The organism is Streptomyces rubrogriseus (genome assembly GCF_027947575.1).
Classification (GTDB): Bacteria; Actinomycetota; Actinomycetes; order Streptomycetales; family Streptomycetaceae; genus Streptomyces; species Streptomyces rubrogriseus.
In genome coordinates, this window is the sequence record NZ_CP116256.1 from 6362268 (window position 1) to 6385158 (window position 22891).

Here is a 22891-nt window from a genome sequence, read left to right on the forward strand (position 1 = left end):
GTGTGCACACGCGTGCTAAGTTTGGCCGCATGACGCATATCGGGGGAATCGCAAAGAAAGGTGTCCGGGATCGACTTGCCGCCGTCGGCACCGGCCCGCGCGCCATGTACGGTCCTCATCCTTCCTGGACGAAAGTCAACGTATGACGACCCGCGTCCTGGTGTGCTGCGACCGCGTCATCCTGGGCGAGGGAATGCGCGCATTGCTGGAGCGGCACGACATGAAGGTGCAGGTGGAGACCACCCTGCGCGGCTCGCTGGTCACGGCGGCGGAGACCGGGCCCGACATTCTGGTCGGCGTCGCCCCACTGTTCACCATGGACAGCATCGACAAGCTCACGGAACTCGCGCGACTCGGCAAGACCCTTTTGCTGACCAAGCCCGAGAATACCCACCGCGCATTCGAGGCGCTCCGCGTCGGAGTACGCGCGGTGTTGTCGGCCGAAACGTCGGTCGAAGAGCTGGTGCACGTCATCAGAACCATCACCGAAGTCAATGCCATAATCGCTCCGGAAGAGGCACAGGAGGCTCTGACGCGCTATTGGCGCAGCAAGGCCCCGAAGAACCTCCGCCCCGAACTGACCCCTCGGGAAACGGAAGTTCTTCTCTTACTGACCCAGGGCAAGACGAACACCGAGATGGCCGCGACCCTCTCCGTCTCGCCCACCACCGTCAGGTCCCACGTACACCGGGTCCTGCGCAAACTGGGCGCGGCGACCCGCGCGCAGGCCGTCGCCATCGCCTACGAGTCGGGTCTCCTGGGCACCTGCCCGGGTTACGGCACTCCGACCCGCTGAATGCCCCGGTCCGGCCGTGCCGCTTCGCGTTCCGTGCGGCCCGGCCGGGCATCGCGCACCACAGCCCTTTGTCAGGTCCGTGCCTGGTAGCCGGGTTCCAGGAGTTCGCCGCTCATCTCCTCGACGACCGTCGCCATCGTGTCGAACACGGCGACCAGGTCCTGAAAGGCCGCCGTTTTCATGTCCCGGGCGAATTCGTCCGGCCCGGTCACCGAGATGCTCTCGAAGTAGTGGAATGGAGCATCCTGTTCCGTGCTCACCCGGTGCACGGCGAAGGCCCGCACACTCGGCAGCCGGGGACAGGTCGCGTAGTCGACGTCCCGGACCCAGGCTTCGAAGCGGGCCGGGTCCACTCCGTCGTGCAGACGAATGCGGTGGATGATGACGTCCATGTCTCGGTCTCCCTGACTGTGCGTTCAGCGGCGGGCCGTGGGGCGCCGGCGCCCGAGGCCCAGCGCTCGCGCGACGTTGTTCTTCTGGATCTCGTTGGTGCCGGAGAAGATCCGGGCGGGCAGCGCGTCCCGCAGCAGGGTCTCCGCCTCCCCGTCCATGATCCCCAGCCCGCCTCTCAACTGGACCGCGTCCAGTCCGAGTTGTACGGCTGCCTCACTGACCGCGATCTTCGCGAGGGCCGGGCCGACCTCGTCCGCCGTGCCGTCGGACAGGGACCGGGCGGCGCGGTACAGGAGCAGCCGGGCCCCCTCGTAGCGGCCCAGCATGTCGACGATGCGGTGGCTGACCGCCTGGAAGCCGCCGATGGGTGAGCCGAACTGCTCACGGTCCCGGACGTGGTCCACGGTGGACTCCAGCACGCGGCGCATCGCTCCGAGGTAGGCCGCGAAGAGGCAGGTGCGCTCCCATTTCATCGAGGAGGAGAAGATGCTCGCCCCGGAGCCCTCCGCCCCCAGCACCGCGCCGGCCGGGACGAAGCAGTCGTCGAAGTGGACGTCGGCGGTGGGAGAACCGCGCAAACCCACCTTGTCGTAGGGACGGCCCACCGTGAGTCCCGGGGTGGAGGCCTCGACCAGGAAGGTGGTCAGTCCGAAGAAGCCGCCCCGCGGATCGGTGGCGGCCTGCACCACGAACACGTCGGCCACGGGGGCGTTGGTGATGAAGCACTTGGAGCCGCTGAGCACATGGCCGTCGTCGGCGGGGCGGGCGCGGGTGCGCAGGTGCAGCGCGTCCGAACCGGCCTCCGGCTCGGTGATGGCGTGCGCGGCGATCCGCTCGCCGGAGCACAGGGCGGGCAGCCACGCGGCGCGCTGTTCCCCGGTGCCGAACTCGACGATCGGCATGACGGCGGCGAACAGGTGCGCGGCGACCGAGAAGGCGAAGCCGGTGTCCGCGCAGCCGTAGCCGAGCGCCTCCATCGTGGCGGCCGCGGACACCGCGTCCAGACCGCTGCCGCCGTACTCACCGGGCACGGTGGTGCCCGTCAGGCCCTGCTTGCCGGCCAGCAGCCATCGCCGCCGGAAGTCCTCGGCATCGTCGAAACGGCCGGAGGAGTCCAGCTCGCGCCGGGCGAACCGCACGACCATGTCGCGCAGTTCCCTGGTCTCGGTGTCGAACCCGGCGTCGAAGTCGAAGTTCATCGCGTTGCGTCCGTGCCTTCCTCGATCAACAGGTGGTAATTGATGCCGCCGGTCCCGAACGCGCTCACCGCGGCGCGCCGCGGCCGGCCCGCCCGGGCGGGCCAGGGCCCGGCTTCGGTGGCCACCCGCGCGGGGACGGCGTCCAGGGCGAGGTCGGGGCTGAGTTCGTGCAGGTTGACGCTGGGAGGCAGGGTGGCCTGCCGCAACGCCTGGAGTGTGCGCAGCAGTCCGGCCGCGCCGGCCGCCGCGAAGGTGTGGCCGAGGAAGGACTTGGCGGATCCGATGTGCAGCGGTGCCCTACGCCGTCCCGTGCCGTAGACCTGTGCGGCGGCGGCGACCTCCACGCGGTCGCCCAGGCGGGTGCCGGTGCCGTGGGCCTCCAGGTAGTCCACCTCGTCGGGGCCGAAGTCGACCTGGGCGAAGGCCTGCCGTACGGCCCGTGCCTGGCCGTCGGCGTCGGGGGCGATCAGCGACTTCGCGTCGTTGGACGCGCCGACCGCGCGGAGCACTCCGAACACCCGGTCACCGTCGCGGCGGGCGTCCGTCAGGCGCTTGAGCAGGAAGAGCGCGCAGCCGTCGCCCGGAGTGAAGCCGTCGGCGCCGGCGTCGAAGGGGGTGATCCTGCTGTGCGACAGCAGGCCCAGCGAGGAGCAGAGCACCATGTCCCGCGCGTTGCACGGCAGTTCCACGCCACCGGCCACGGCGTAGTCGGCCCCGCCGGAGCGCAGCCGCCCCACGGCCACGTCGACGGCGGCCAGCGAGGAGGCGCAGGCCGCCTCCACCGCCACCGGTACGGCGTCCAGGCCGTGTTCGTTGCCGAGGAGCGCCGCGATACCGCTGGCGACGCAGCCGTCCCAGGTGGTCGGCAGATCGACGGGCCCGGGATCGCCGAAACGGTCCCGCACGAGCTTGGTCACCGCTTCGACGTCGTCCGGCCCCAGTGCGGCGAGCGCGGCGAGGGAGCGGACGTCCGCCTCCAGGTCGTCGAGGCACAGGCCGGTGTGCAGTCGGCGTTCCCTGGACAGGCCCAGGTTGCTGCCGACGACGACGGTTCCGGCGCCGTCGAGTGCGTGCGGGCCACGCCCGTAGCGGGCGAACATCTCGGCGGCCACGTCGAGTCCGAGGCGCTGGGCCGCGTCCGTCGCCGCGTACCGGTGCGGGGGGATGCGCAGCCCGGCGGGCGGCTGCGTCGGGACCGGGACCGGCGCGCCCAGGTCGGTGTAACTGCGCCCGAGGGCGAGCGCGCCGGGGGCGTGGTAGAGGTCCCGGTCGAACGACTCGGCCGGCAACGGCCCGATCCGGTCACGCCCCGAGAGCATGGTCCGCCAGAACCCGTCCGCGTCGGGCGAGTCGGCGAAACGACCACCGAACCCGACGATCGCGATGGGCTCCGCCTGCCACGCCCCGGCCTCCCGGCCCGCGGTGGACGCCTCCCCTCCGGGGAACCGCCGCCGGGCCGCACCGCCGAGGTGCGCGTCGGCGCCCGCCCCCTGGGGCACGGAGGCGGCCGGTGCGGCTTCCTCCAGGAGCACGTGGCAGACGGTGCCGGTCAGTGAGGCGCCGAGGACCGCGGCGCGCCGGGGCGTGCCGTCGGTGGACGGCTCCCAGGGCTCGGCCGCGCGCGGGACGCGGAACGGACCGGCCGCCGGAGCGGGGTCCGTGCCGGGCCGCACCGGCGGGACGGTGCGGTGGTGCAGGGCCAGCGCCGCCTTGGTGACACCGGCGAGCCCGGCGTTGGCGAAGGTGTGGCCGAGCCGGTCGCGCACGGTGCCCACGGCCACCGAGTCCCGGGGCGCACCGGCGTGGATCCCGGCGATCGCCTCCTGTTCGGCGCGCCCCACGGCGGCCGTGCCGTATCCGGCGCACTCGACGAGCCGTACGGACCCCGGCGCGGCGTCCGCCGTACGGTGCGCGGCCTCGGCGGCGGCCCGGCGGTGCGCGGCCGACAGCGAGTAGCGGAAGGTCCCCGGCCGCGCCTCGTGCCGCAGGGCGCAGTCCAGGACCGACGCGTACACGCGGTCGCCGTCCCGCTCCGCGGTCGTCCGGCGCTTGAGCAGCAGCGCCCCGAGCCCCTCCGTGAGGACGGGAGCGTCCCCGGCGCCCGCCTCGCCGGGCCGGGCGGCGAACCCCTTGGCCGCCAGCGCCCGCCGCGCGAAACGGCCCTCGTCGCGCTGCCCCACCACGACCAGGACGGCTTCGGCGAGTCCCGCGCGCAGGCTGTCCACGGCGTGCGCGAGAGCCAGGTACGAGGTGGCGTCCGCCGACTCGACGGCGAGGGTGCGACCGCGCAGCTTGAAGGCCGACGCGATGCGGGCCGGGATCGTACTGGCCATCTCGCCCACCCGGTCGTGCGGTGAGGCGCCCAGCCGGCGCGACAGCGCGTCGTTGAGTTCCTGCCCGGCGGCCCGCGCGTCGATGCCGGTGTCGCGCCAGGTGCCGTCCGCGAGGACCTTGGTCAGGTCCCGGGCGTAGCGGGCGCCGTCGACGCGCAGGGCGTTGGCGTACTGGCGGTCCAGGCCGAGGCAGGTGCCCACGACGACGTCCGTGCGCCCGCGGTCGGCACGGGCGCCGGTGGCGTCGTCGAGGCACTGGCGGGCCGCCTCCACCATGAGCAGTTGCAGGCGGGCCATGGAGGCGGCCTGGGCCGGCGGGATCCCGAACCGTGCCACGTCGACCTCGATGTCGCCGAGGCCGCCGGGCGCGGGTCCGGTGCCGGAGGCCGGCGCCGAACCGTCGGCGACCAGCAGCCGCCACAGGTCCTCGACGCCGTGGGCCCCCGGATAGAAGGCGGACATCCCGACGATGGCGATCGGTTCGGCGGGGCCCGGCGCCGCCGACGCCGTGGCCGTATCCGTGGCAGTGCCCGTATCCGTGGCTGTGCCCGTATCCGTGGCTGTGGCTGTGGCTGTGTCCGTGACTGTGCCTGTGCCTGTGCCTGTGGCTGTGTCGTTGTCTGACAACTTCTCGTTCCTGTTCACGTGGGCGCCGCGCATGGCCGGGCCGCGGGTCGTCAGGCGGTGAGCAGGCTGGTGTCGGCCGGCGCGTACTGCTCGCGCCACAACGCGGAGGGCACCTTGAGGACCGGGTCCTGCGCGAGGATCTCGGCGTGCCGTCGGCGCAGCAGCGCGCCCGGCTGGACCCCCAGTTCGTCGTCGAGCCGCTTCCTGGCCAGGTGGTACGACTCCAAGGCGTCGCCCTGGCGTCCCACCCGGTAGAGGCCGACCATCAGCAGCTCGCAGAACCGCTCGCGCAGTGGGTACTGCGCCACCAGCTGCTGGAGCATGGCGATCGCCTGGGCCTCGCCGCCGAGCAGGAACATCGCGCTCACCAGATCCTCCAGGGCCGTGAGCCTGCGCTCCTCGAACAGTGCCGCGGCCCCCCGGCAGCGCCTGCCCTCACCCGCGTCGATGAGGGCAGGCCCGCGCCACAGCCGCAGACCGGTCTCCAGCAGTTCGACGGCGCGCGCGGGGTCGGCGGGCAGCAGGGCGGCGCCTTGCGAGACGAGTCGCAGGAAGCGGTTGCCGTCCACGCACTGCGGGTCGATCTCCAGCAGGTAACCGCCGAGGACGGAGCGCAGGATGTCGCCAGCCCGCTCGGGGCAGGCACGCTCGTTGAGCACTTTCCGGGCCCGCGCGGCATGCGCCTGGAGGGCGTTGAGGACGTTGTCGGGCGGGGTCGCGCCCCACAGTTCGTCCACCAGGTCCGCGAGCGACACGGCACGGCCTGCGTCGATGGCGAGCGTCGCCACCAGTGTGCGGACCTTGCCGGCCCGGATGCCGCCGCCGCTGTGCGACGCGTTGATCGATACGGGTCCCAATATGTTGATTTCCACGCATCCCCCGAAGTTGTACAGGCTGGGTCCGTGGTCCGAGGGGCCGGCCGCGCAGCCGGCCGTCCTGGTGGGCCGGGCCGTCCTCGCGCGCGTTCTCCGCACTCCCATGAGCGGATGGGGTGCCGGTCGCGGCCGTCCTGACCGGCCCCGACGGGGTGCCGCCCGGCTTTTGGCTGGCTCCGGACCAGTTTTCGAACCGGGTCCATCGTGGCAAGCACTCCCCCACCCGTCATCCACCGAACGATCGGATTACGGCCTCAACACAGGACGGGTGAATCCCGACACCACCGTCAATGTGTTGAGGCCGGGCCGCGCTCCGGTTCAACGGAACTGAACGACGCAAACGAACCACCCCGCCGGGGTGCGACGGCGGTGGACCGGCATGATGGTGGCTGCGGCCCTCGGTGGGGGCCGCAGATGTTTGCCCGTCGAGCCGAAAGAGGAAGATGAACGGGATGTTCACCGCGGTCAGAGGGCAGAGAAGAAGAGTGGTGTAAGCCGTGCACATTGTCATCATGGGCTGCGGACGCGTGGGCTCCGCACTCGCCCAGACCCTGGAGCAGCAGGGGCACACGGTCGCCGTGATCGACCGGGACCCCACCTCCTTCCGTCGCCTCGGTTCCTCCTTCGGCGGCCGCCGCGTCACCGGCATCGGCTTCGACCAGGACACCCTGCGCGAGGCGGGCATCGAGGAGGCCGGCGCCTTCGCCGCCGTCTCCAGCGGCGACAACTCCAACATCATCGCCGCCCGTGTGGCCCGCGAGATGTTCGGCGTGGAGAACGTCGCCGCCCGCATCTACGACCCGCGCCGCGCCGAGGTCTACCAGCGCCTGGGCATCCCCACCGTGGCCACCGTCCGCTGGACGGCCGACCAGATGCTGCGCCGGCTGCTCCCCTCGGGCGCCGAGCCGCTGTGGCGCGACCCCACCGGAGGCGTCCAGCTGGCCGAGGTGCACACGTCCTCGTCCTGGGTGGGCCACAAGATCAGCCGGCTCCAGGAGGAGACGGGCGTGCGGGTGGCCTTCGTCACCCGGCTCGGGGAGGCGATCCTGCCGTCCTCGCAGACCGTCCTTCAGGAGGGTGACCTCGTGCACGTCATGATGCGCACCGACGAGGTCCACAAGGTCGAGGCGGCGTTCGCCAAGGGTCCCGAAGAGGAGGGCGGTCACTGATGAGGGTCGCCATTGCCGGAGCCGGCGCGGTCGGCCGTTCGATCGCGGGCGAGCTGCTGGAGAACGGCCACGAGGTCCTGCTCATCGACAAGGCGCCGACCGCCATCTCGGTCGAGCGCGTCCCGATGGCGGAGTGGCTGCTCGCCGACGCCTGCGAGATCACCTCCCTGGACGAGGCGGCGCTCCAGCGCTGCAACGTCGTCATCGCCGCGACGGGCGACGACAAGGTCAACCTCGTCGTCTCGCTGCTGGCCAAGACGGAGTACGGCGTTCCGCGCGTCGTCGCCCGGGTGAACAACCCGAAGAACGAGTGGCTCTTCAACGAGTCCTGGGGCGTGGACGTGGCCGTCTCCACCCCGCGGCTGATGTCGGCCCTGGTGGAGGAGGCGGTGAGCGTCGGCGACCTGGTCCGGCTGCTGCGCTTCAGCCACGGCGACGCGAACCTGGTCGAGCTGACGCTGCCGGAGGAGTCGGCCCTGGCCGGCACCCAGGTCGGCGACGTCCAGTGGCCCGAGGACACCTCACTGGTGACGATCATCCGCGGCACCCGGGTGCTGACGCCGTCCCGGGAGGACTCCCTGGAGGCGGGCGACGAGCTGCTCTTCGTCGCCGCGCAGGCCCGTGAGGAGCAGCTGGAGGACCTGCTGTCGGCGCGCCGGCGGCCCGACGGCACGGTCTGACCGACACCGAGGACCCGGCTACGGCAAAGGGGCGCCCGGATACTTCCCGGGCGCCCCTGCGCCGTACTGCTCGGCCTCGTCCGTCAGGCCTTGCGGTGCCTGCCACCGCGCAGGTCCGCGGCCTCCCCGTCGGCCCCGGGCGGCCCCGGCAGGGCGCCGCCGGCCTCCTCCTGCCCGCGTTCGCGTTCCCGCTCGGCCTTCTCCGCCTTCTCGGCTTCTTCCGCCGCCTCCATCTCCGCGAACACGTCGATGGGAGCCGGCGCCTTGGCCAGGAAGACCCAGGTCAGCCAGACGGCAAGCAGGAAGGGCGGGATCTTCAGGGTGACCAGGACCCAGCCGAGCTGCTCGGTGTCCGCCCACCAATACAGCGGGAAGAGGATCGCGGACTTGGCCAGCAGGATGAAGCCCCAGGCGTAGCTCGCCTTGGTGTACGCCTTCTTGCGGCCCGGGTTGCGGGTGCGCCAGGAGAGGTTCTCCTTGAAGACCGGGCCGAGGATCAGGCCGATCAGCGGCACGCCGGCCAGCGAGGTGACGACGTACGCCAGCGCCAGGCCCAGGGTGTAGAGCATGCCCGGCAGATAGAAGTTCTTGGCGTTGTCGGTCATCATCGCGAAGACCACGCCGAAGGCGACACCGAAGACCCCGCTGAACGCGTGCTTGACGGTGTCCTTCATCACGAGCCGGACGACGACCAGCACCACCGACACGGCAAGGGCCGCGATCGCCGACATGTGCAGGTCGTTGTTGAGGGTGAAGATGGTGACGAAGAGCAGGCCCGGCAGCACCGTCTCGACCATGCCCCGCACGCCGCCGAACGCCTCGAACAGCGCGGCCTCCGTCACCGCCCGGGCGTCGTCGGCCTCTGTCGTCTCTTCGGTCGGCTTGTCGAGCGACGTCACCGGCTACTCCCGTCCGAGGGGTCTCAGTTCGTATTTCGGGTTGAAGAGCACCCGGCGGCCGTGGCTCATGGAGATCCGGCCCGATGCGATGAGCTTGCGCCCCGGCTCTATGCCCACGATGGAGCGTCTGCCCAGCCACACCACGTCCAGGGCGGCGGAACCGTCGAACAGCTCGGCCTCCAGGGCCGGAACGCCCGCACGCGGTCGCAGGGTGACCGTGCGCAAGGTACCAGTAACCGACACGACCTGCCGGTCCTGGCAGTCTCCGATACGCGTGCAGCCGGCGGTGTCGGCGTCCTCGCGCAGTTCCTCCGACTCCAGGTCCTCCTGCGACGAGGAGAGCCGGTCGAACATGCGCCGGAACCGGCCCACCGGCTTGTCGGAACGCGGAGCAGCACTCATATCTGAAGCGTACCGGGGCACGCCGACGGCCATGCACCCCTCTCGGGGCGGGATGGCGAGGCTCACGTCCCCGTCACTTCCCGTGCGCCCCCTCTCACTTCTCGAAGCGGTACCCCATGCCCGGCTCGGTGATGAAGTGCCGCGGGTGCGCGGGGTCCGCCTCCAGCTTGCGGCGCAGCTGGGCCATGTAGACCCGCAGGTAGTTCGTCTCCGTCCCGTACGACGGCCCCCACACCTCCCGCAGCAGCTGCTTCTGGCTGACCAGGCGCCCCGTGTTGCGCACCAGCACCTCCAGCAGATGCCACTCGGTGGGCGTCAGGCGTACGTCCCGGCCGCCCCGGTTGACCTTCTTCGCGGCCAGGTCGACGGTGAACTCCGGGGTGTCCACGACCACCTCGTCCTCGCCGCCGGGGACGGGCTCGGCCCGGCGGACGGCGGCCCGCAGCCGGGCCAGCAGCTCGTCCATGCCGAAGGGCTTGGTCACGTAGTCGTCGGCGCCCGCGTCGAGCGCCTCGACCTTCTCGTCGGAGGAGTGCCGGGCGGACAGCACCAGGATCGGCACCCGGGTCCAGCCGCGCAGCCCCCTGATCACCTCGACGCCGTCCATGTCGGGCAGGCCCAGGTCCAGGACCACCACGTCGGGGTGCCGGGCGGCGGCGAGCTGGAGGGCGGTGGCGCCGTCGTGGGCGGCGTCGACCTCGTAGTGCCGTGCCTTGAGGTTGATCACGAGGGCCCGCACGATCTGCGGTTCGTCGTCGATCACGAGCACCCGGGTCATCGGGCGGCCTGCCTTTCTGCTGTCGCGGGACGGGAGCTTTCTCCTGTCGCGGGACGGGAGCTTCCTGCTGTCGCGGGACGGGAGGTCGGCGCGGACGAGCCCACCGCGCGGAGGGTGAGGACCATGGTGAGGCCGCCGCCGGGGGTGTCCTCGGCGTTCAGGGTGCCGCCCATCGCCTCGGCGAAGCCGCGGGCCACGGCCAGGCCGAGTCCCACCCCGGCCCCGCGCGGGGCGTCGCCGTAGCGCTGGAAGGGCTCGAAGATGCGGTCCTTGGCCTCGTCCGGCACTCCCGGCCCCCGGTCGACGACGCGCACCTCGACGCGGTCGGCGAGGGCGCTGGCGGCGACCAGGACCGCGCGGTCGTCCGGACTGTACTTGACGGCGTTCTCCACCAGGTTGGCCAGCGCCCGCTCCAGGAGCCCGGCGTCCACGGCGACCATGGGCAGCGTCTCGGGGATGTCCAGCTCGGCGCTGCCCTCGGGGACCCCGCCGAGCGCCATCGGCGCCACCTCGTCCACGTCGATCTCGCGGATCAGCGGGGTGACGGTGCCGGTCTGCAGGCGGGACATGTCGAGCAGGTTGCCCACCAGGTGGTCGAGGCGGTCGGCGCCCTCCTCGATGCCTTCGAGCAGCTCCGCCCGGTCCTCCTCGGACCAGGCCACGTCGTCGGACCTGAGGCTGGTCACCGCCGCCTTGATCCCGGCCAGCGGGGTGCGCAGGTCGTGGCTGACGGCGGCCAGCAGCGCGGTGCGGATGCGGTTTCCCTCGGCCAGCGCCCGGGCCCGGTCGGCCTCCTCGCGCAGGCGGCGCCGGTCCAGGACGACGGCGGCCTGGGCGGCGAAGGCGGCCAGCACCCGGCGGTCCTCGGCGGGCAGCACCCGGCCGGTCAGCGCGAGGGCCATGTGGTCCCCGACGGGCATGTCCACGTCCGCGTCCTCCGGGCGGCCGACCGGCGGTCCGGAACCGGCGCGGCCCGCGCAGGTCCAGGGCGCCACGTCGCCCTCCCGCTCCAGGAGGGCGGCCGACTCCATGCCGAAGGTCTCGCGCACCCGCTCCAGGAGCGTCTCCAGGCTGGTCTCGCCGCGCAGCACGTCACCGGCGAGGAAGGACAGGATCTCCGACTCGGCACGCAGCCGGGCCGCCTGGTGGGTGCGGCGGGTCGCGACGTCGACGACCGAGGCGACGGAGAGCGCCACGCCCACGAATATGGCGAGCGCAAGCATGTTCCTGGGGTCGGCGATGGTGATCCGGTTGACGGGCGGCGTGAAGAACCAGTTCAGCAGCAGCGACCCGACCGCGGCCGAGGCGAGCGCCGGGTACAGCCCGCCGAGCAGGGCGGCGGCGACGGTGAGCGCCAGGTAGAACAGAACGTCGTTGGCGAGCCCGAGATGGACCGTGCTGAGCAGCAGCGTGAGCAGCACCGGCCCGCCCAGACCCGCGAACCAGCCCCAGACGATCCGGGACCGGCCGAGCCGCGCGCCCCTGGCCACCGGCAGCCCGCGCCCCTTGGCGACCTCTTCGTGGGTCACGATGTGGACGTCCAGGTCGGAGCCGGACTCGCGGGCGACGGTGGCGCCGACGCCGGGTCCGAAGACGTACTGCCAGGTCTTGCGGCGCGAGGAGCCGAGGACGATCTGGGTGGCGTTGACGCCGCGCGCGAAGTCGAGCAGCGCGGCCGGTATGTCCTCGCCGAGTACGTGGTGGAAGGTGCCGCCGAGGTCCTCCACGAGGGTGCGCTGGACCGCCAGCTCCTTCGGGGAGGCCGAGGTCAGCCCGTCGCTGCGGGCTATGTAGACCGCCAGCACCTCGCCGCCGGCACCCTTCTCGGCCAGGCGAGCGGCCCGCCGTATCAGCGTCCGGCCCTCGGGACCGCCGGTCAGGCCGACCACGATGCGTTCGCGCGAGCCCCAGATCTTCGAGACCCGGTGCTCGCTGCGGTACTGCTGGAGGTACTCGTCGGCCCGGTCCGCGACCCACAGCAGGGCCAGCTCGCGCAGGGCGGTGAGGTTGCCGGGGCGGAAGTAGTTGGACAGGGCCGCGTCGACCTTGTCCGGCTGGTAGATGTTGCCGTGGGCCATGCGGCGGCGCAGCGCCTGTGGCGACATGTCGACCAGTTCGATCTGGTCCGCGCGCCGCACCACCTCGTCCGGCACGGTCTCGCGCTGCCGTACGCCGGTGATGGACTCCACGACGTCGCCGAGTGACTCCAGGTGCTGGATGTTGACGGTCGAGACGACGTCGATGCCGGCGGCGAGGAGTTCCTCGACGTCCTGCCAGCGCTTGGCGTTGCGCACGCCGGGGACGTTGGTGTGGGCCAGCTCGTCCACCAGCGCCACCCGGGGGGCGCGGGCCAGTACCGCGTCCAGGTCCAGCTCGGTGAAGGCCGCGCCCCGGTACTCGACCTCCCGGCGCGGCACCTGTTCCAGGCCGCGCAGCATCACCTCGGTGCGTGCCCTGCCGTGGTGCTCGACGAAGGCCACGACGCAGTCGGTACCCCGTTCGACGCGCCGGTGCGCCTCGGAGAGCATCGCGTACGTCTTGCCGACGCCCGGTGCCGCACCGAGGTAGATCCGAAGCTTGCCGCGTCCCATGGCCTCATTGTCTTCCGGTCACCGCTGACTGCGCAGCGTCGACCCTACGACCCACAATGGCGGCAAAAGGGGCGGGGGCGGGGAAGCCGGTCGTCCTTGACGGAACCCTGACGGCCGCCCGCTCCCGGTGGCGTCACTCCTCGACGATCTCCCCGTCCCGCAGCTCCAGCACCCGGTCGGCGAGGTCGAGCAGGGTGGCGTCGTGGGTGGCGACCAGGGCGGTGACCTGCTCGCTGCGTACGACGGCCCGCAGCAGTTCCATCACGGAGTGCCCGGTCTCGGCGTCCAGCTGGCCGGTGGGTTCGTCGGCGATCAGGAGGGCCGGGTTGTTGGCGAGGGCGCGGGCGATGGCGACCCGCTGCTGCTGTCCGCCGGACATCTCGCCGGGGCGCTGGGCGGCGTGGTCGGCGAGGCCGACCAGGGAGAGCAGCAGCTCGACGCGTTCCTCGCGTTCGCGCGCCGCGACCCGGCGCAGCCGCATCGGCACGCCGACGTTCTCGGCGGCGGTGAGGATCGGGATGAGCCCGAAGGACTGGAAGACGAAGCCGACCCGGTCCCGGCGCAGCGCGAGCAGCCCGTCCTCGTCCAGCTCCGCGAGGTCCCGGCCGTCGACCTCGACCCGCCCGGCGTCCGGGGTGTCGAGACCGCCGACGATGTTGAGCAGCGTGGTCTTCCCGGAGCCCGACCGCCCCTTGAGCGCGACCAGCTCACCGCGCGGCACGTCGAAGGAGACGCCGCGCAGGGCGTGCACGGCGGCGCTGTCCCGGCCGTACGACTTGCGCACGTCCTCGACGCGCACCATGGTCTCCGTGACCACCTGGGTCATGTCGTGCCCTCCCCCGTCGTACTCGGTGAACCGGGCGCCAGTATCACCGGCGGCGGCGGACGGATCAACGGCCGCGGCCCGATCGGGCCGCACGACCCCGCCGACCGGCCGGCAGCGCGAAGGGCCGCGTCCTCCTGGGGACGCGGCCCTCGTGGCGCGCGCGTACGGCCGGCGGCCGTACCGGGTCCTGGCCTACCGCACCTCGGTGATCTCCGGTCCGCGCTGGAGCTGGCCCATGCCGCCGGCGAAGCGGGAGCCCTCCTCCTGCTGCACGCCCTCGGGGACCATCTGCGCGTCGTTCGGCAGCTTCAGGACGATGGGGTCGCGGGGGGCCATCGGGCCCTCGCCGCGGACGACGACCGTGTCCCGGAAGATCTGCTCCAGCAGACCGGCGGCCTGCGGCTGCACCGCGCCCTGGCCCGAGATCACACCGCGCAGGAACCAGCGGGGCCCGTCCACACCGACGAACCGCACGACCTGGAAGCCGCCCGTGCCGTCCGGCAGCTGCACCGGAACCTGGGCCCGCAGCTCCCAGCCCAGCGGACCCTCGACCTCGTCGATGATGCCGCCCTGCTGGGTGATGCCGGAGCCGATCTCCTCGCGCACCTCGCCCCAGATGCCCTCGCGCTTGGGCGCGGCGAAGCCCTGGAGCTGGATGGCGCTGTCGCGCAGCACGACGGTCGCGGCGACGATCGCGTCGCCCGCGACCTCCACCCGCAGTTCCATGCCGTCGACGCCGGGGATGAACAGGCCGCCCAGGTCGACGCGGCCCTCGCCCGGGTCGCGGACCTCCGTGCTGTCCCAGGGCCCGTCGGGGCGCGGCTCGGGCTCGAGCCGCACGCGTTCGCGCTCTTCGTCCGCCTCGGTGTCGACGCTGTCGACGACCTGCTCGGTCTCGCCGGCCGCGTCCTCGGCGGCGTCGTTCTTCTTGCGACGTCCGAACACGTCACTGTCCTTCCCGGTCGGATACGACCGAAGCGTATCGATTCCCACCCGTCGGGCCGCCTTCGGCGACCTGACCGCTTGTGCCGCTCGCAGGGTCCAGCCCGGCGTGCCCGCCGGTGGACCCGAAGCCCCCCTCGGCCCGCGCCGAGCCGGGAAGTTCCGCGACCTGACGGAAGCGGACCCTCTCGACCTGCTGGACGACCAGTTGGGCAATCCGGTCGAAGCGCTCGAACCGCACGCTTTCGCGCGGGTCGAGATTCACCACGATCACCTTGATCTCCCCACGGTACCCGGCATCAATCGTCCCCGGGGCATTCACCAGGGCGACGCCGCAGCGTGCGGCCAGTCCGGAACGTGGGTGCACGAAGGCCGCGTACCCCTCGGGGAGCGCGACAGACACGCCGGTGGGCAGGACGGCGCGTTCACCGGGCGACAGCTCGCGCGCGACGGTGGTGCGCAGATCGGCGCCCGCGTCCCCGGGCTGCGCGTACGCCGGGAGCGGCACGTCCGGGTCGACGCGGCGGAGGAGCACCTCCAGGTCGGCCCGGCTCACGGGTTCACCTCGAAGGCGCGGGCGCGGCGGAGCTGGTCGGGGTCGTCCATGGCGGCGCGGATCTCCTCCTCGCGGCCGTTCTGGACGAAGTGCTCGACCTTGACCTCGATGAAGAGGGCGTCGGCGCGGACGGCGACGGGGCCGTCGGGCCCGCCGATCCGGCCGGTGGCCGTGGAGTAGATCTTCCGGCCGGCCACCGCGGTGACCTCGGCCTCCAGGTACAGCGTGGTGTCCACGGGCACCGGCCGCCGGAAGTCGGTCTCGAGCCGTCCGGTCACCGCGATCGTGCGCAGCAGCCAGTTCAGCGAGCCCAGCGTCTCGTCCAGGGCGGTGGCCAGCACGCCGCCGTGCGCCAGACCGGGAGCGCCCTGGTGGGCCGGGCGGACGGTGAACTCGGCGGTGATCGACACGCCTTCGCCCGCGCGCGCCTGGAGGTGCAGTCCGTGCGGCTGGTCGCCGCCGCAGCCGAAGCACTGGCCGTAGTGGGCGCCGAGCAGCTCGCCGGGGGCGGGCGCGTCGGGGTGCCGTACGGGTTTCACGGCGTCGGCGGGGTGCTGGAGACCTGGGGAAGTACCACTCACAGGCGCAGACCTTACCCGCGCGTCGGCCGAACACCGATACCGTGCCAAGCTTGCTTCATGCAGCTCTCCACGGCTCCGTACGAAGAACGCCTCACCGCGCCCCGCTCCTGGTGGCTGGTCTCCTTCCTGGTGGGGCTGGCGTTCGCGCTGATCCTGCTGCCCTTCGGCACGCTGCCGATGCTGGGCGGTCTGGTGGGCGGCACCGCGGTGGCGGCGGTGGCGGCCAGTTCGTACGGCGCGGTCCGCATCCGGATCGTGGGCGACTCGCTGATCGCGGGCGAGGCGAAGGTGCCGCTCTCGGCGCTGGGCGAGGCGGAGATCCTCGATCCGGAGGAGGCCCGCGCCTGGCGCACCTACAAGGCCGACACCCGGGCGTTCCTGCTGCTGCGCGCCTACATTCCGAGGGCCGTGCGGGTGCTGGTCACTGACCCGCAGGACCCGACTCCGTACCTGTATCTGTCGACGCGCGAGCCGGAGCGGCTGATCGAGGCGCTGGAGGCGGCGAAGGCCGCGGCCGCGTAGGCGCGGCCCGCGGGTCAGCGGTCGTCTTCGCCGAATTTGCCGAAGTTTTCCCCGCGGCCGGGCCGGCCGGGCCCGATCCCCTTGGTGATCTCGCCCATGTCGAGGGCGTCCTGCGGGCGTTCCAGGGCCGGGAGGTCGCCCAGGGCGCTCCAGGCGACCTGGTTCCTGCGCAGGTCGGTCCGGATTCTCGCGGCCAGTTTCCGGGTGTCGCGCCGGTTCATGACGGCGCCCACGGCCGCGCCGACCATGAAGGGCATCAGGTTCGGCAGGTCGCGCACCATCCGCTTCATGATCTGCTGGCGCAGCTGGCGCTTCATGTGGCTGTTCATCGCCGAGCCGAGGGTCGACGGCTTGGACACGTCGACGCCGCGTTCGTCGGACCACGAGTTCAGGTACGCGGTGCTGCGCTGGGCGAGGCCGCCGGGCGGGCGTACGCCGTAGACCTCGTGGAGTTCGGCGATCAGCTTGAGCTCGATCGCCGCGACGCCGGTGATCTCGGCGGCCAGTTCCGTGGGCATCGCGGGTGGTACGGGCAGCATCGCCGCCGCTCCGATGCCCGCTCCGACGGTCGCCGTGCCCTTCGCCGCGCCGGCCACGAGCCGGTCGGCGATCTCCTCGGGGCCGAGGCCCGGGAACTGCCTGCGCAGCGCCGCCAGGTCCCGTACGGGCACACGCGGGGCCAGGTCGATGATCCGGTCGGCGAGGTGCCCCAGGGCGGCCCTGGCGCGGGCGCCGCCGTTGCGGACCCCCTGTCCCGCCTTCTCCCGGAACGCCGCTGCCCGGCGCCGGGCAGCGGGTGCCGGCGGCCGGGTGGTCGCCGGGAGGTCACTCCGGTCGGCCACTGGCTCGAGCGGGGCCTTCCCCGTATCGGTAGGGCCCCGCTCGTCGTCACGCGCGCTGTACGGACCGTCGGACGGTCCTTGGTCCGCTCCTCGTCGGGAGAAACGGCGCTTCCAGGGAGGGGTCGAGCCGGTCACGGCCGACCCCGCCTCAGTCGCAGTCGCGGCAGATCGGCTGGCCGTTCTTCTCCCGGGCCAGCTGGCTGCGGTGGTGCACCAGGAAGCAGCTCATGCAGGTGAACTCGTCCTGCTGCTTCGGCAGTACACGGACGGCCAGTTCCTCGTTCGAGAGGTCGGCGCCGGGAAGTTCGAGGCCTTCCGCGGCCTCGAACTCGTCGACGTCGACGGCCGAGGCGGACTTGTCGTTCCGCCGGGCCTTCAGCTCTTCGAGGCTGTCCGAGTCGACGTCGTCGTCGGTCTTGCGTGGAGTGTCGTAATCGGTTGCCATGGTCGCTCTCCCCCTCTGGGTGTCTGCGGTGTCTTCAGCGCACGTAACGCGTGAGAGGCCGGACTTGTGCCCGACCTGAGGCGGAGATTTTGCCTCACATCAAGGTCTGTTACTCAATCGACACCCAACCGGACTCCTCATGAGTGATCGGCTTGGATGGCGATGGGGACCGTACACGGTCCGAATGCCGCACTTCAAAGGCGTCTCACCGTGTACTTCCCGTGATCAGGGGCCCTGAAAACCGGGATTTTCCCGGCTTTCCGACAGGGTGCATGATCACGGAGAGTGGAGGGCGGGAAAGCCTTCGCTGTGATCGATCACACAGGCGACTCCAGGGCCGGTGGCCTGGAAATTCCGCTCAAAGCGAACATCCTCGGGTCTCGGTGAGATGTCGGGGTCATGATCTCAGATCTCAGACGGGCAGCGTCACGCGCATCACGAGTCCGCCGCCCTCGCGCGGCCGGGCGGAGATGTGGCCGCCGTGCGCCCGGGCCACGGACCGCGCGATGGACAGCCCGAGCCCCACGCCCTTGTCGCTGCCCGTCCGCTCGGTGCGCAGCCGCCGGAACGGCTCGAAGAGGTTGTCCACCTCGTACGCCGGTACGACGGGGCCGGTGTTGGTGACCACCAGGACCGCCTGGCCGTTCTCGACGCCGGTGGCGACCTCTACCCAGCCCTGTTCGGCCACGTTGTAGCGCACGGCGTTCTGGACGAGGTTCAGGGCGATCCGCTCCAGCAGGACGCCGTTGCCCTGGACCACCGCGGCCTCGCGCGTGCCGCGGACCTCCACGCCCTTGCTCTCGGCCTCGGCGTGCACCTGGTCGATGGCCTGGCTGGCCACCTCGGCGAGATCCACCGGCTTGCGCTCGACGATCTGGTTGTCGCTGCGGGCCAGCAGGAGCAGGCCCTCGACCAGCAGCTCGCTGCGTTCGTTGGTCGCGAGCAGCGTCTTGCCGAGCTGCTGCAGCTCCACCGGGGCGCCCGGGTCGGACAGGTGCACCTCCAGGAGCGTGCGGTTGATCGCCAGCGGCGTGCGCAGCTCGTGGGAGGCGTTGCCGACGAAGCGCTGCTGGGCGGTGAAGGCCCGCTGCAGCCGCTCCAGCATGTCGTCGAAGGTGTCGGCCAGCTCCTTCAGCTCGTCGTCCGGACCGTCCAGCTCGATACGGCGGGAGAGGTCGGAGCCGGCCACCGCGCGCGCGGTGCGGGTGATCCGCCCCAGCGGGGACAGGACGCGCCCGGCCATGGCGTAGCCGAAGGCGAAGGCGATCACGGCGAGACCGAGGAGCGCCAGCAGGGAGCGGCTGAGCAGGTTGTCCAGGGCGACCTTGCGCTGGTGGTCCATGCAGTCGCTGATGGCGGCGTTGAAGTCGGACAGCGACAGGCCGCCGTTGTCGACCACGGGACAGGTGCTGCTGGAGACCTTGAGGTCGGTGAAGTCGACGATCTTGTACAGCGGTTCGTTGCCGGTGCGCACCGCCTGGGCGGCGAGCAGGTAGATGATCGACAGCAGCAGGATGCCGGCGATCAGGAACATGCCGCCGTACAGCAGCGTGAGCCTTATCCGGATGGTGGGGCGCAGCCACGGCAGGGGCGTGGCCGAGCGCGGGTCCCACGTGGGCTTGGGGGGCGCCCCGGGGGGCGCGGGTGTCGTCGCCACGGCCGGTCAGATCCGGTAACCGGAGCCGGGGACGGTGACGATGACGGGCGGCTCGCCCAGCTTGCGGCGCAGGGTCATCACGGTCACGCGCACGACGTTGGTGAAGGGGTCGGTGTTCTCGTCCCAGGCCTTCTCCAGGAGCTGCTCCGCGGAGACCACGGCGCCCTCGCTGCGCATGAGGACCTCCAGGACGGCGAACTCCTTGGGTGCGAGCTGCACCTCCTTGCCGTCGCGGAAGACCTCCCGGCGGTTCGGGTCGAGCTTGATCCCGGCCCGCTCCAGGACGGGCGGCAGCGGCACGCTGGTGCGCCGGCCCAGGGCGCGCACGCGGGCGATCAGCTCGCTGAACGCGAAGGGCTTGGGCAGGTAGTCGTCGGCGCCGATCTCCAGGCCCTCGACCCGGTCGCTGACGTCGCCGGAGGCCGTGAGCATGAGCACGCGCGTGGGCATACCCAGCTCGACGATCTTGCGGCAGACGTCGTCGCCGTGCACGAGGGGGAGGTCGCGGTCGAGGACGACCACGTCGTAGTCGTTGACGCCGATGCGCTCCAGGGCGGCCGCACCGTCGTACACGACGTCGACGGCCATGGCCTCCCGGCGCAGTCCGGTGGCCACCGCATCGGCGAGCAGCTGCTCGTCCTCGACGACGAGTACGCGCACGTCGCTTGTCCTTCCTGTGTCCACCCGCGTAGCGCTTGTCGGACGCACGAGGGCAGGGGCCTGGTGGGTGTGTTGCCTCCATCCTGCCCTTTTCGGCCATAAGTCGGCTGTAAGCCGGGGGAGGAGCCGGTGCCGAAGCGGGGCGCGGAAAGGCCTCGGAAGCGGGAATGCGAGATTTTCTCGTGTGGTTGAGGTTTCCGCGAAGGGGAGCTGGGGGAGGACGGCTTTACACCCCGCGATCACGCTCTGCCTGTACCGCGTTACCGCGCGGTACGCCGCGGTCCGCTTCCGCAGAGCGGGCGTGGGTGTCCGGCACGGTCGCCGCCCGGCAGGGCAGCGCTGGGCACTCCACCGGAGGCGTGATCGTCCCTTCCGATCGGCACACCCCCGTGCCAACGACCCACGACCCAGGACGAGGGGGCGCAGCATGGACGCTTTCACCGCAGGACTTCTGCAGCGCATAAAGACGACCGAGTCCGACCTGTCCCGGGCCCGCGACGAGGGCGACGAGTTCCTTGTCGAGGTGGAGCTGGGCGAGCTCGACGATCTGCGCCGTCTCGCTGCCGAGCACGGTGTGGAGGTCAGCGCGACCAACGCCTGACCGGCCCGCGCAGAACGAGGCCCCGGCGAGATCCAGCGCCGGGGCCTCGTCGTGCGCGGTGCCGTGGTTGCGGTGCGTGTGTGCCCCGGCGAACACGGAGTAAGGGCAGCACGGGTGGGGTGGCCCGGGGCAGGTCGGACGGCAGGGCCGGGCAGAGTGACTGCCCGATCCGACCCGGCCGGGGGGCACGCCCGAGTGGTCTCCGGGACCACGCGACCCGGACGCGGTCGAACCCGTCCCGCGGGAGGCGCAGCCGACGCGGACGCGCGGTCCGGACCTACGCGCCGGGCCGTGCGGCCGACGGGCCGACCGCCCGAGCATGCCGGTGTCGGCCCGCTCGGGCGGAGGAGCCGCCGCCCCGCACCGGGCGCGGCGGCCGACGGGCCGCGGCGTGCCGCGGCCCCGCACGCGCGGGCGTCGTGTGCCCGCCCGGGCGCCCGGCACATCCGCGGGGCGGTCCCGGGGCAGCCCAGCGACGGGACTCCCCGCGGCGCCCGGCGCCGTCCTTCGCGCGACCGCCGGGGCCTACGCGCCGAAGTCCGTCAGGAGCCGCTGGAGGGGTTCGAAGACGGCCGGGGTGGCGGCGATGGTCAGGGCGCCGGTGGGGCGCTCACCGGGGCGGCCACCGGTCACCGCGCCCGCCTCCCGGGCGATCAGGTCGCCCGCCGCGAGGTCCCAGGGGTGCAGCCCGCGCTCGTAGTAGCCGTCGAGGCGTCCCGCGGCCACGTCGCACAGGTCGATCGCGGCCGAGCCGCCGCGCCGGATGTCCCGCACCAGCGGAATCAGCCGCCGCGCGATCTCCGCCTGCTCCGCGCGGACGTCGGCGACGTAGTTGAACCCGGTGGAGACCAGCGCCTGGTCCAGTGGGGCGGCGGACCGGCAGGCGAGCCTGCGTTCGCCCTCCCAGGCGCCCGTCGCCCAGGCGCCGCCGCCCAGCACCGCGTGGTAGGCCTCGCCCCGCATCGGGGCCACGACCACGCCGGCCACCCGCTCGCCGTCCTGCTCGGCGGCGATGGAGACCGCCCAGGTGGGCAGTCCGTAGAGGTAGTTCACCGTGCCGTCGAGCGGGTCGATGACCCAGCGGACGCCGCTGGTGCCCTCCGTGGCGGCGCCCTCCTCGCCGAGGAAGCCGTCGTCGGGGCGGCGCTCGGCGATCAGCCCGGTGATCAGCTTCTCCGCCGCGATGTCCATCTCGGTGACCACGTCGATCGGGCTGGACTTGGTGGCGGCGACCGCGAGGTCGGCCGGGCGGCCGTCCCGCAGCAGCTCGCCCGCGCGGTGGGCGGCCTCCTGGGCGATCCTCAGCAGGTCGGCGTGGAGCGGGTCGGGCGTCACGTCGGTCACGGGGGTCCTCACGCGTAGGGGCTGTCGACGCCCGCGGCGGCGGGCCGGGGGGCACGGGCCGGGCAGCAGCCGACCGGGCACAGGTTGTGGCTCGCGCCGAGCGTGCCGAGGGCGCAGGGCGTGACCTCCTGCCCGCGCTCGTCGCCCGCCCGCTCCAGGACCAGGTCGCGGACGGCCGCGGCGAACCGCGGGTCGGCGCCCACGGTGGCCGAGCGGCGGACCGGCAGCCCCAGCTCCTCGGCCTTGGCGGTGGCCTCCGTGTCGAGGTCGTACAGGACCTCCATGTGGTCGGAGACGAACCCGATGGGGGCCATGACCACCGCGGGGACGCCGGCCGCCTGCCGCTCCTCCAGGTGGTCGCAGATGTCGGGCTCCAGCCACGGGATGTGCGGGGCGCCCGAGCGCGACTGGTAGACGAGCTGCCAGGGGTGGTCGACGCCGGTGCGCTCGCGGACGGCGTCGGCGATCAGCCGCGCCACGTCCAGGTGCTGGCGCACGTACGCCCCGCCGTCGCCGTGCTCCTCGACCGGCCCGGAGCTGTCGGCGGCGGAGGTGGGGATCGAGTGGGTGCAGAACGCGATGTGCGCGCCGTCCCTGACCTCCTCGGGCAGCTCGGCGAGGGAGCGGACGACCCCGTCGACCATGGGCTCGACGAAGCCGGGGTGGTTGAAGTAGTGCCGGAGCTTGTCGATCTTCGGCAGCTCCAGCCCTTCGGACTCCAGGGCGGCGAGCGCGTCCGCGAGGTTCTCGCGGTACTGGCGGCAGCCCGAGTAGGAGGCGTAGGCGCTGGTGGCGAGGACCAGGATCCGGCGCCGGCCGTCGCCGACCATCTCGCGCAGGGTGTCCGTCAGGTACGGCGCCCAGTTGCGGTTGCCCCAGTAGACCGGCAGGTCCAGGCCGTGCTCGGCGAAGTCCTTGCGCAGGGCGTCCAGCAGGGCACGGTTCTGGTCGTTGATCGGGCTGACGCCGCCGAAGAGGAAGTAGTGCTGTCCGACTTCCTTGAGGCGTTCCTTGGGGATGCCGCGCCCCCGGGTCACGTTCTCCAGGAACGGGACCACGTCGTCCGGCCCCTCCGGGCCGCCGAACGAGAGCAGGAGCAGGGCGTCGTAGGGGCTGGCATCGAGCACGTCTGGCATGCCCCGATCCTGCCACCCGGCACTGACAGCGGGGAAA

At 72.3% G+C, this 22891-nt stretch carries 23 protein-coding genes; 5 read left to right on the forward strand and 18 right to left on the reverse strand.

What is annotated here, in order from left to right:
* Positions 1-142 precede the first annotated feature (142 nt).
* Positions 143-796 carry a response regulator transcription factor gene (locus Sru02f_RS28600; RefSeq protein WP_109029871.1) on the forward strand — a complete coding sequence of 218 codons (654 nt, stop codon included), beginning with the start codon at positions 143-145 and terminating at the stop codon, positions 794-796.
* 71 nt (positions 797-867) lie between these two features.
* Here Sru02f_RS28600 and Sru02f_RS28605 read toward each other — a convergent pair whose 3' ends face one another.
* From Sru02f_RS28605 to Sru02f_RS28620, 4 genes are read right to left on the reverse strand one after another with little or no spacing between them, the layout of a single operon-like run.
* Entirely contained in the window at positions 868-1188 is a 321-nt protein-coding gene (locus Sru02f_RS28605; RefSeq protein ID WP_109029872.1) for a RedY protein, read from the reverse strand.
* Positions 1189-1212: 24 nt separating this feature from the next.
* Entirely contained in the window at positions 1213-2388 is a 1176-nt protein-coding gene (gene redW / locus Sru02f_RS28610) for an L-prolyl-[peptidyl-carrier protein] dehydrogenase (RefSeq protein WP_109029873.1), read from the reverse strand.
* Positions 2385-5381: a beta-ketoacyl [acyl carrier protein] synthase domain-containing protein gene (locus Sru02f_RS28615; protein ID WP_280524877.1), complete on the reverse strand. Its 2997-nt coding sequence runs from the start codon at positions 5379-5381 to the stop codon at positions 2385-2387. The genes redW and Sru02f_RS28615 overlap by 4 nt, the downstream gene beginning before the upstream one ends.
* Positions 5382-5398: 17 nt before the next feature.
* Positions 5399-6205, reverse strand: coding sequence for an AfsR/SARP family transcriptional regulator (locus tag Sru02f_RS28620; RefSeq protein ID WP_203697950.1), 807 nt, complete (start codon positions 6203-6205; stop codon positions 5399-5401).
* Positions 6206-6720: 515 nt separating this feature from the next.
* Here Sru02f_RS28620 and Sru02f_RS28625 point away from each other — a divergent pair.
* Together Sru02f_RS28625 and Sru02f_RS28630 are read left to right on the forward strand one after the other, a co-directional pair.
* Positions 6721-7392, forward strand: coding sequence for a potassium channel family protein (locus Sru02f_RS28625; RefSeq protein ID WP_109029875.1), 672 nt, complete (start codon positions 6721-6723; stop codon positions 7390-7392).
* Positions 7392-8072, forward strand: a complete 681-nt coding sequence (locus tag Sru02f_RS28630; RefSeq protein WP_031035218.1) for a potassium channel family protein — start codon at positions 7392-7394, stop codon at positions 8070-8072. The genes Sru02f_RS28625 and Sru02f_RS28630 overlap by 1 nt, the downstream gene beginning before the upstream one ends.
* 83 nt (positions 8073-8155) lie before the next feature.
* On the opposite strand, the gene Sru02f_RS28635 is transcribed toward Sru02f_RS28630, so the two are convergent.
* From Sru02f_RS28635 to Sru02f_RS28670, 8 genes are all read right to left on the reverse strand, one after another.
* Positions 8156-8971 carry a DUF3159 domain-containing protein gene (locus tag Sru02f_RS28635; RefSeq protein ID WP_109029876.1) on the reverse strand — a complete coding sequence of 272 codons (816 nt, stop codon included), beginning with the start codon at positions 8969-8971 and terminating at the stop codon, positions 8156-8158.
* 3 nt (positions 8972-8974) lie between these two features.
* Positions 8975-9373 carry an OB-fold nucleic acid binding domain-containing protein gene (locus tag Sru02f_RS28640; RefSeq protein ID WP_076976707.1) on the reverse strand — a complete coding sequence of 133 codons (399 nt, stop codon included), beginning with the start codon at positions 9371-9373 and terminating at the stop codon, positions 8975-8977.
* A gap of 94 nt (positions 9374-9467) precedes the next feature.
* On the reverse strand, positions 9468-10151 hold the full coding sequence (locus tag Sru02f_RS28645; RefSeq protein WP_109029877.1) for a response regulator: 684 nt from the start codon (positions 10149-10151) through the stop codon (positions 9468-9470).
* Positions 10148-12742 (reverse strand): sensor histidine kinase, encoded by a 2595-nt coding sequence (locus Sru02f_RS28650; RefSeq protein ID WP_109029878.1) that lies wholly within the window; start codon positions 12740-12742, stop codon positions 10148-10150. The genes Sru02f_RS28645 and Sru02f_RS28650 overlap by 4 nt, the downstream gene beginning before the upstream one ends.
* Before the next feature lie 133 nt (positions 12743-12875).
* Positions 12876-13568, reverse strand: coding sequence for an ABC transporter ATP-binding protein (locus tag Sru02f_RS28655; protein ID WP_109029879.1), 693 nt, complete (start codon positions 13566-13568; stop codon positions 12876-12878).
* 192 nt (positions 13569-13760) lie between these two features.
* Positions 13761-14513: a DUF3710 domain-containing protein gene (locus tag Sru02f_RS28660; RefSeq protein WP_003973152.1), complete on the reverse strand. Its 753-nt coding sequence runs from the start codon at positions 14511-14513 to the stop codon at positions 13761-13763.
* Between the two features lies 1 nt (position 14514).
* A complete protein-coding gene (dut, locus tag Sru02f_RS28665) occupies positions 14515-15066 on the reverse strand; it encodes a dUTP diphosphatase (protein ID WP_109029880.1) in 552 nt (183 codons plus the stop codon).
* Positions 15063-15647: a PaaI family thioesterase gene (locus Sru02f_RS28670; RefSeq protein WP_109029881.1), complete on the reverse strand. Its 585-nt coding sequence runs from the start codon at positions 15645-15647 to the stop codon at positions 15063-15065. Before Sru02f_RS28670 ends, dut begins: the two co-directional genes overlap by 4 nt.
* A gap of 57 nt (positions 15648-15704) precedes the next feature.
* Here Sru02f_RS28670 and Sru02f_RS28675 point away from each other — a divergent pair, with 57 nt between their 5' ends.
* Complete coding sequence (locus Sru02f_RS28675) at positions 15705-16169, forward strand: DUF3093 domain-containing protein (RefSeq protein WP_109029882.1); 465 nt, start codon at positions 15705-15707, stop codon at positions 16167-16169.
* Between the two features lie 14 nt (positions 16170-16183).
* On the opposite strand, the gene Sru02f_RS28680 is transcribed toward Sru02f_RS28675, so the two are convergent.
* The 4 genes from Sru02f_RS28680 to Sru02f_RS28695 form a co-directional block, all read right to left on the reverse strand.
* Positions 16184-17146 (reverse strand): hypothetical protein, encoded by a 963-nt coding sequence (locus Sru02f_RS28680; RefSeq protein ID WP_109029883.1) that lies wholly within the window; start codon positions 17144-17146, stop codon positions 16184-16186.
* A gap of 13 nt (positions 17147-17159) precedes the next feature.
* Positions 17160-17456, reverse strand: coding sequence for a DUF4193 domain-containing protein (locus tag Sru02f_RS28685; RefSeq protein WP_003993510.1), 297 nt, complete (start codon positions 17454-17456; stop codon positions 17160-17162).
* Positions 17457-17868: 412 nt separating this feature from the next.
* Complete coding sequence (locus tag Sru02f_RS28690) at positions 17869-19113, reverse strand: sensor histidine kinase (protein WP_109029884.1); 1245 nt, start codon at positions 19111-19113, stop codon at positions 17869-17871.
* Between the two features lie 6 nt (positions 19114-19119).
* Positions 19120-19773 carry a response regulator transcription factor gene (locus tag Sru02f_RS28695; protein WP_003993508.1) on the reverse strand — a complete coding sequence of 218 codons (654 nt, stop codon included), beginning with the start codon at positions 19771-19773 and terminating at the stop codon, positions 19120-19122.
* Positions 19774-20200: 427 nt separating this feature from the next.
* On the opposite strand from Sru02f_RS28695, the gene Sru02f_RS28700 reads away from it, so the two are divergent.
* Positions 20201-20374 carry a hypothetical protein gene (locus tag Sru02f_RS28700; protein ID WP_007387792.1) on the forward strand — a complete coding sequence of 58 codons (174 nt, stop codon included), beginning with the start codon at positions 20201-20203 and terminating at the stop codon, positions 20372-20374.
* 525 nt (positions 20375-20899) lie between these two features.
* Here the strand turns inward: Sru02f_RS28700 and Sru02f_RS28705 are convergent.
* Entirely contained in the window at positions 20900-21718 is an 819-nt protein-coding gene (locus Sru02f_RS28705) for an inositol monophosphatase family protein (RefSeq protein WP_109029885.1), read from the reverse strand.
* A gap of 8 nt (positions 21719-21726) precedes the next feature.
* Positions 21727-22854, reverse strand: a complete 1128-nt coding sequence (locus Sru02f_RS28710; RefSeq protein WP_109029886.1) for a ferrochelatase — start codon at positions 22852-22854, stop codon at positions 21727-21729.
* Positions 22855-22891 lie beyond the last annotated feature (37 nt).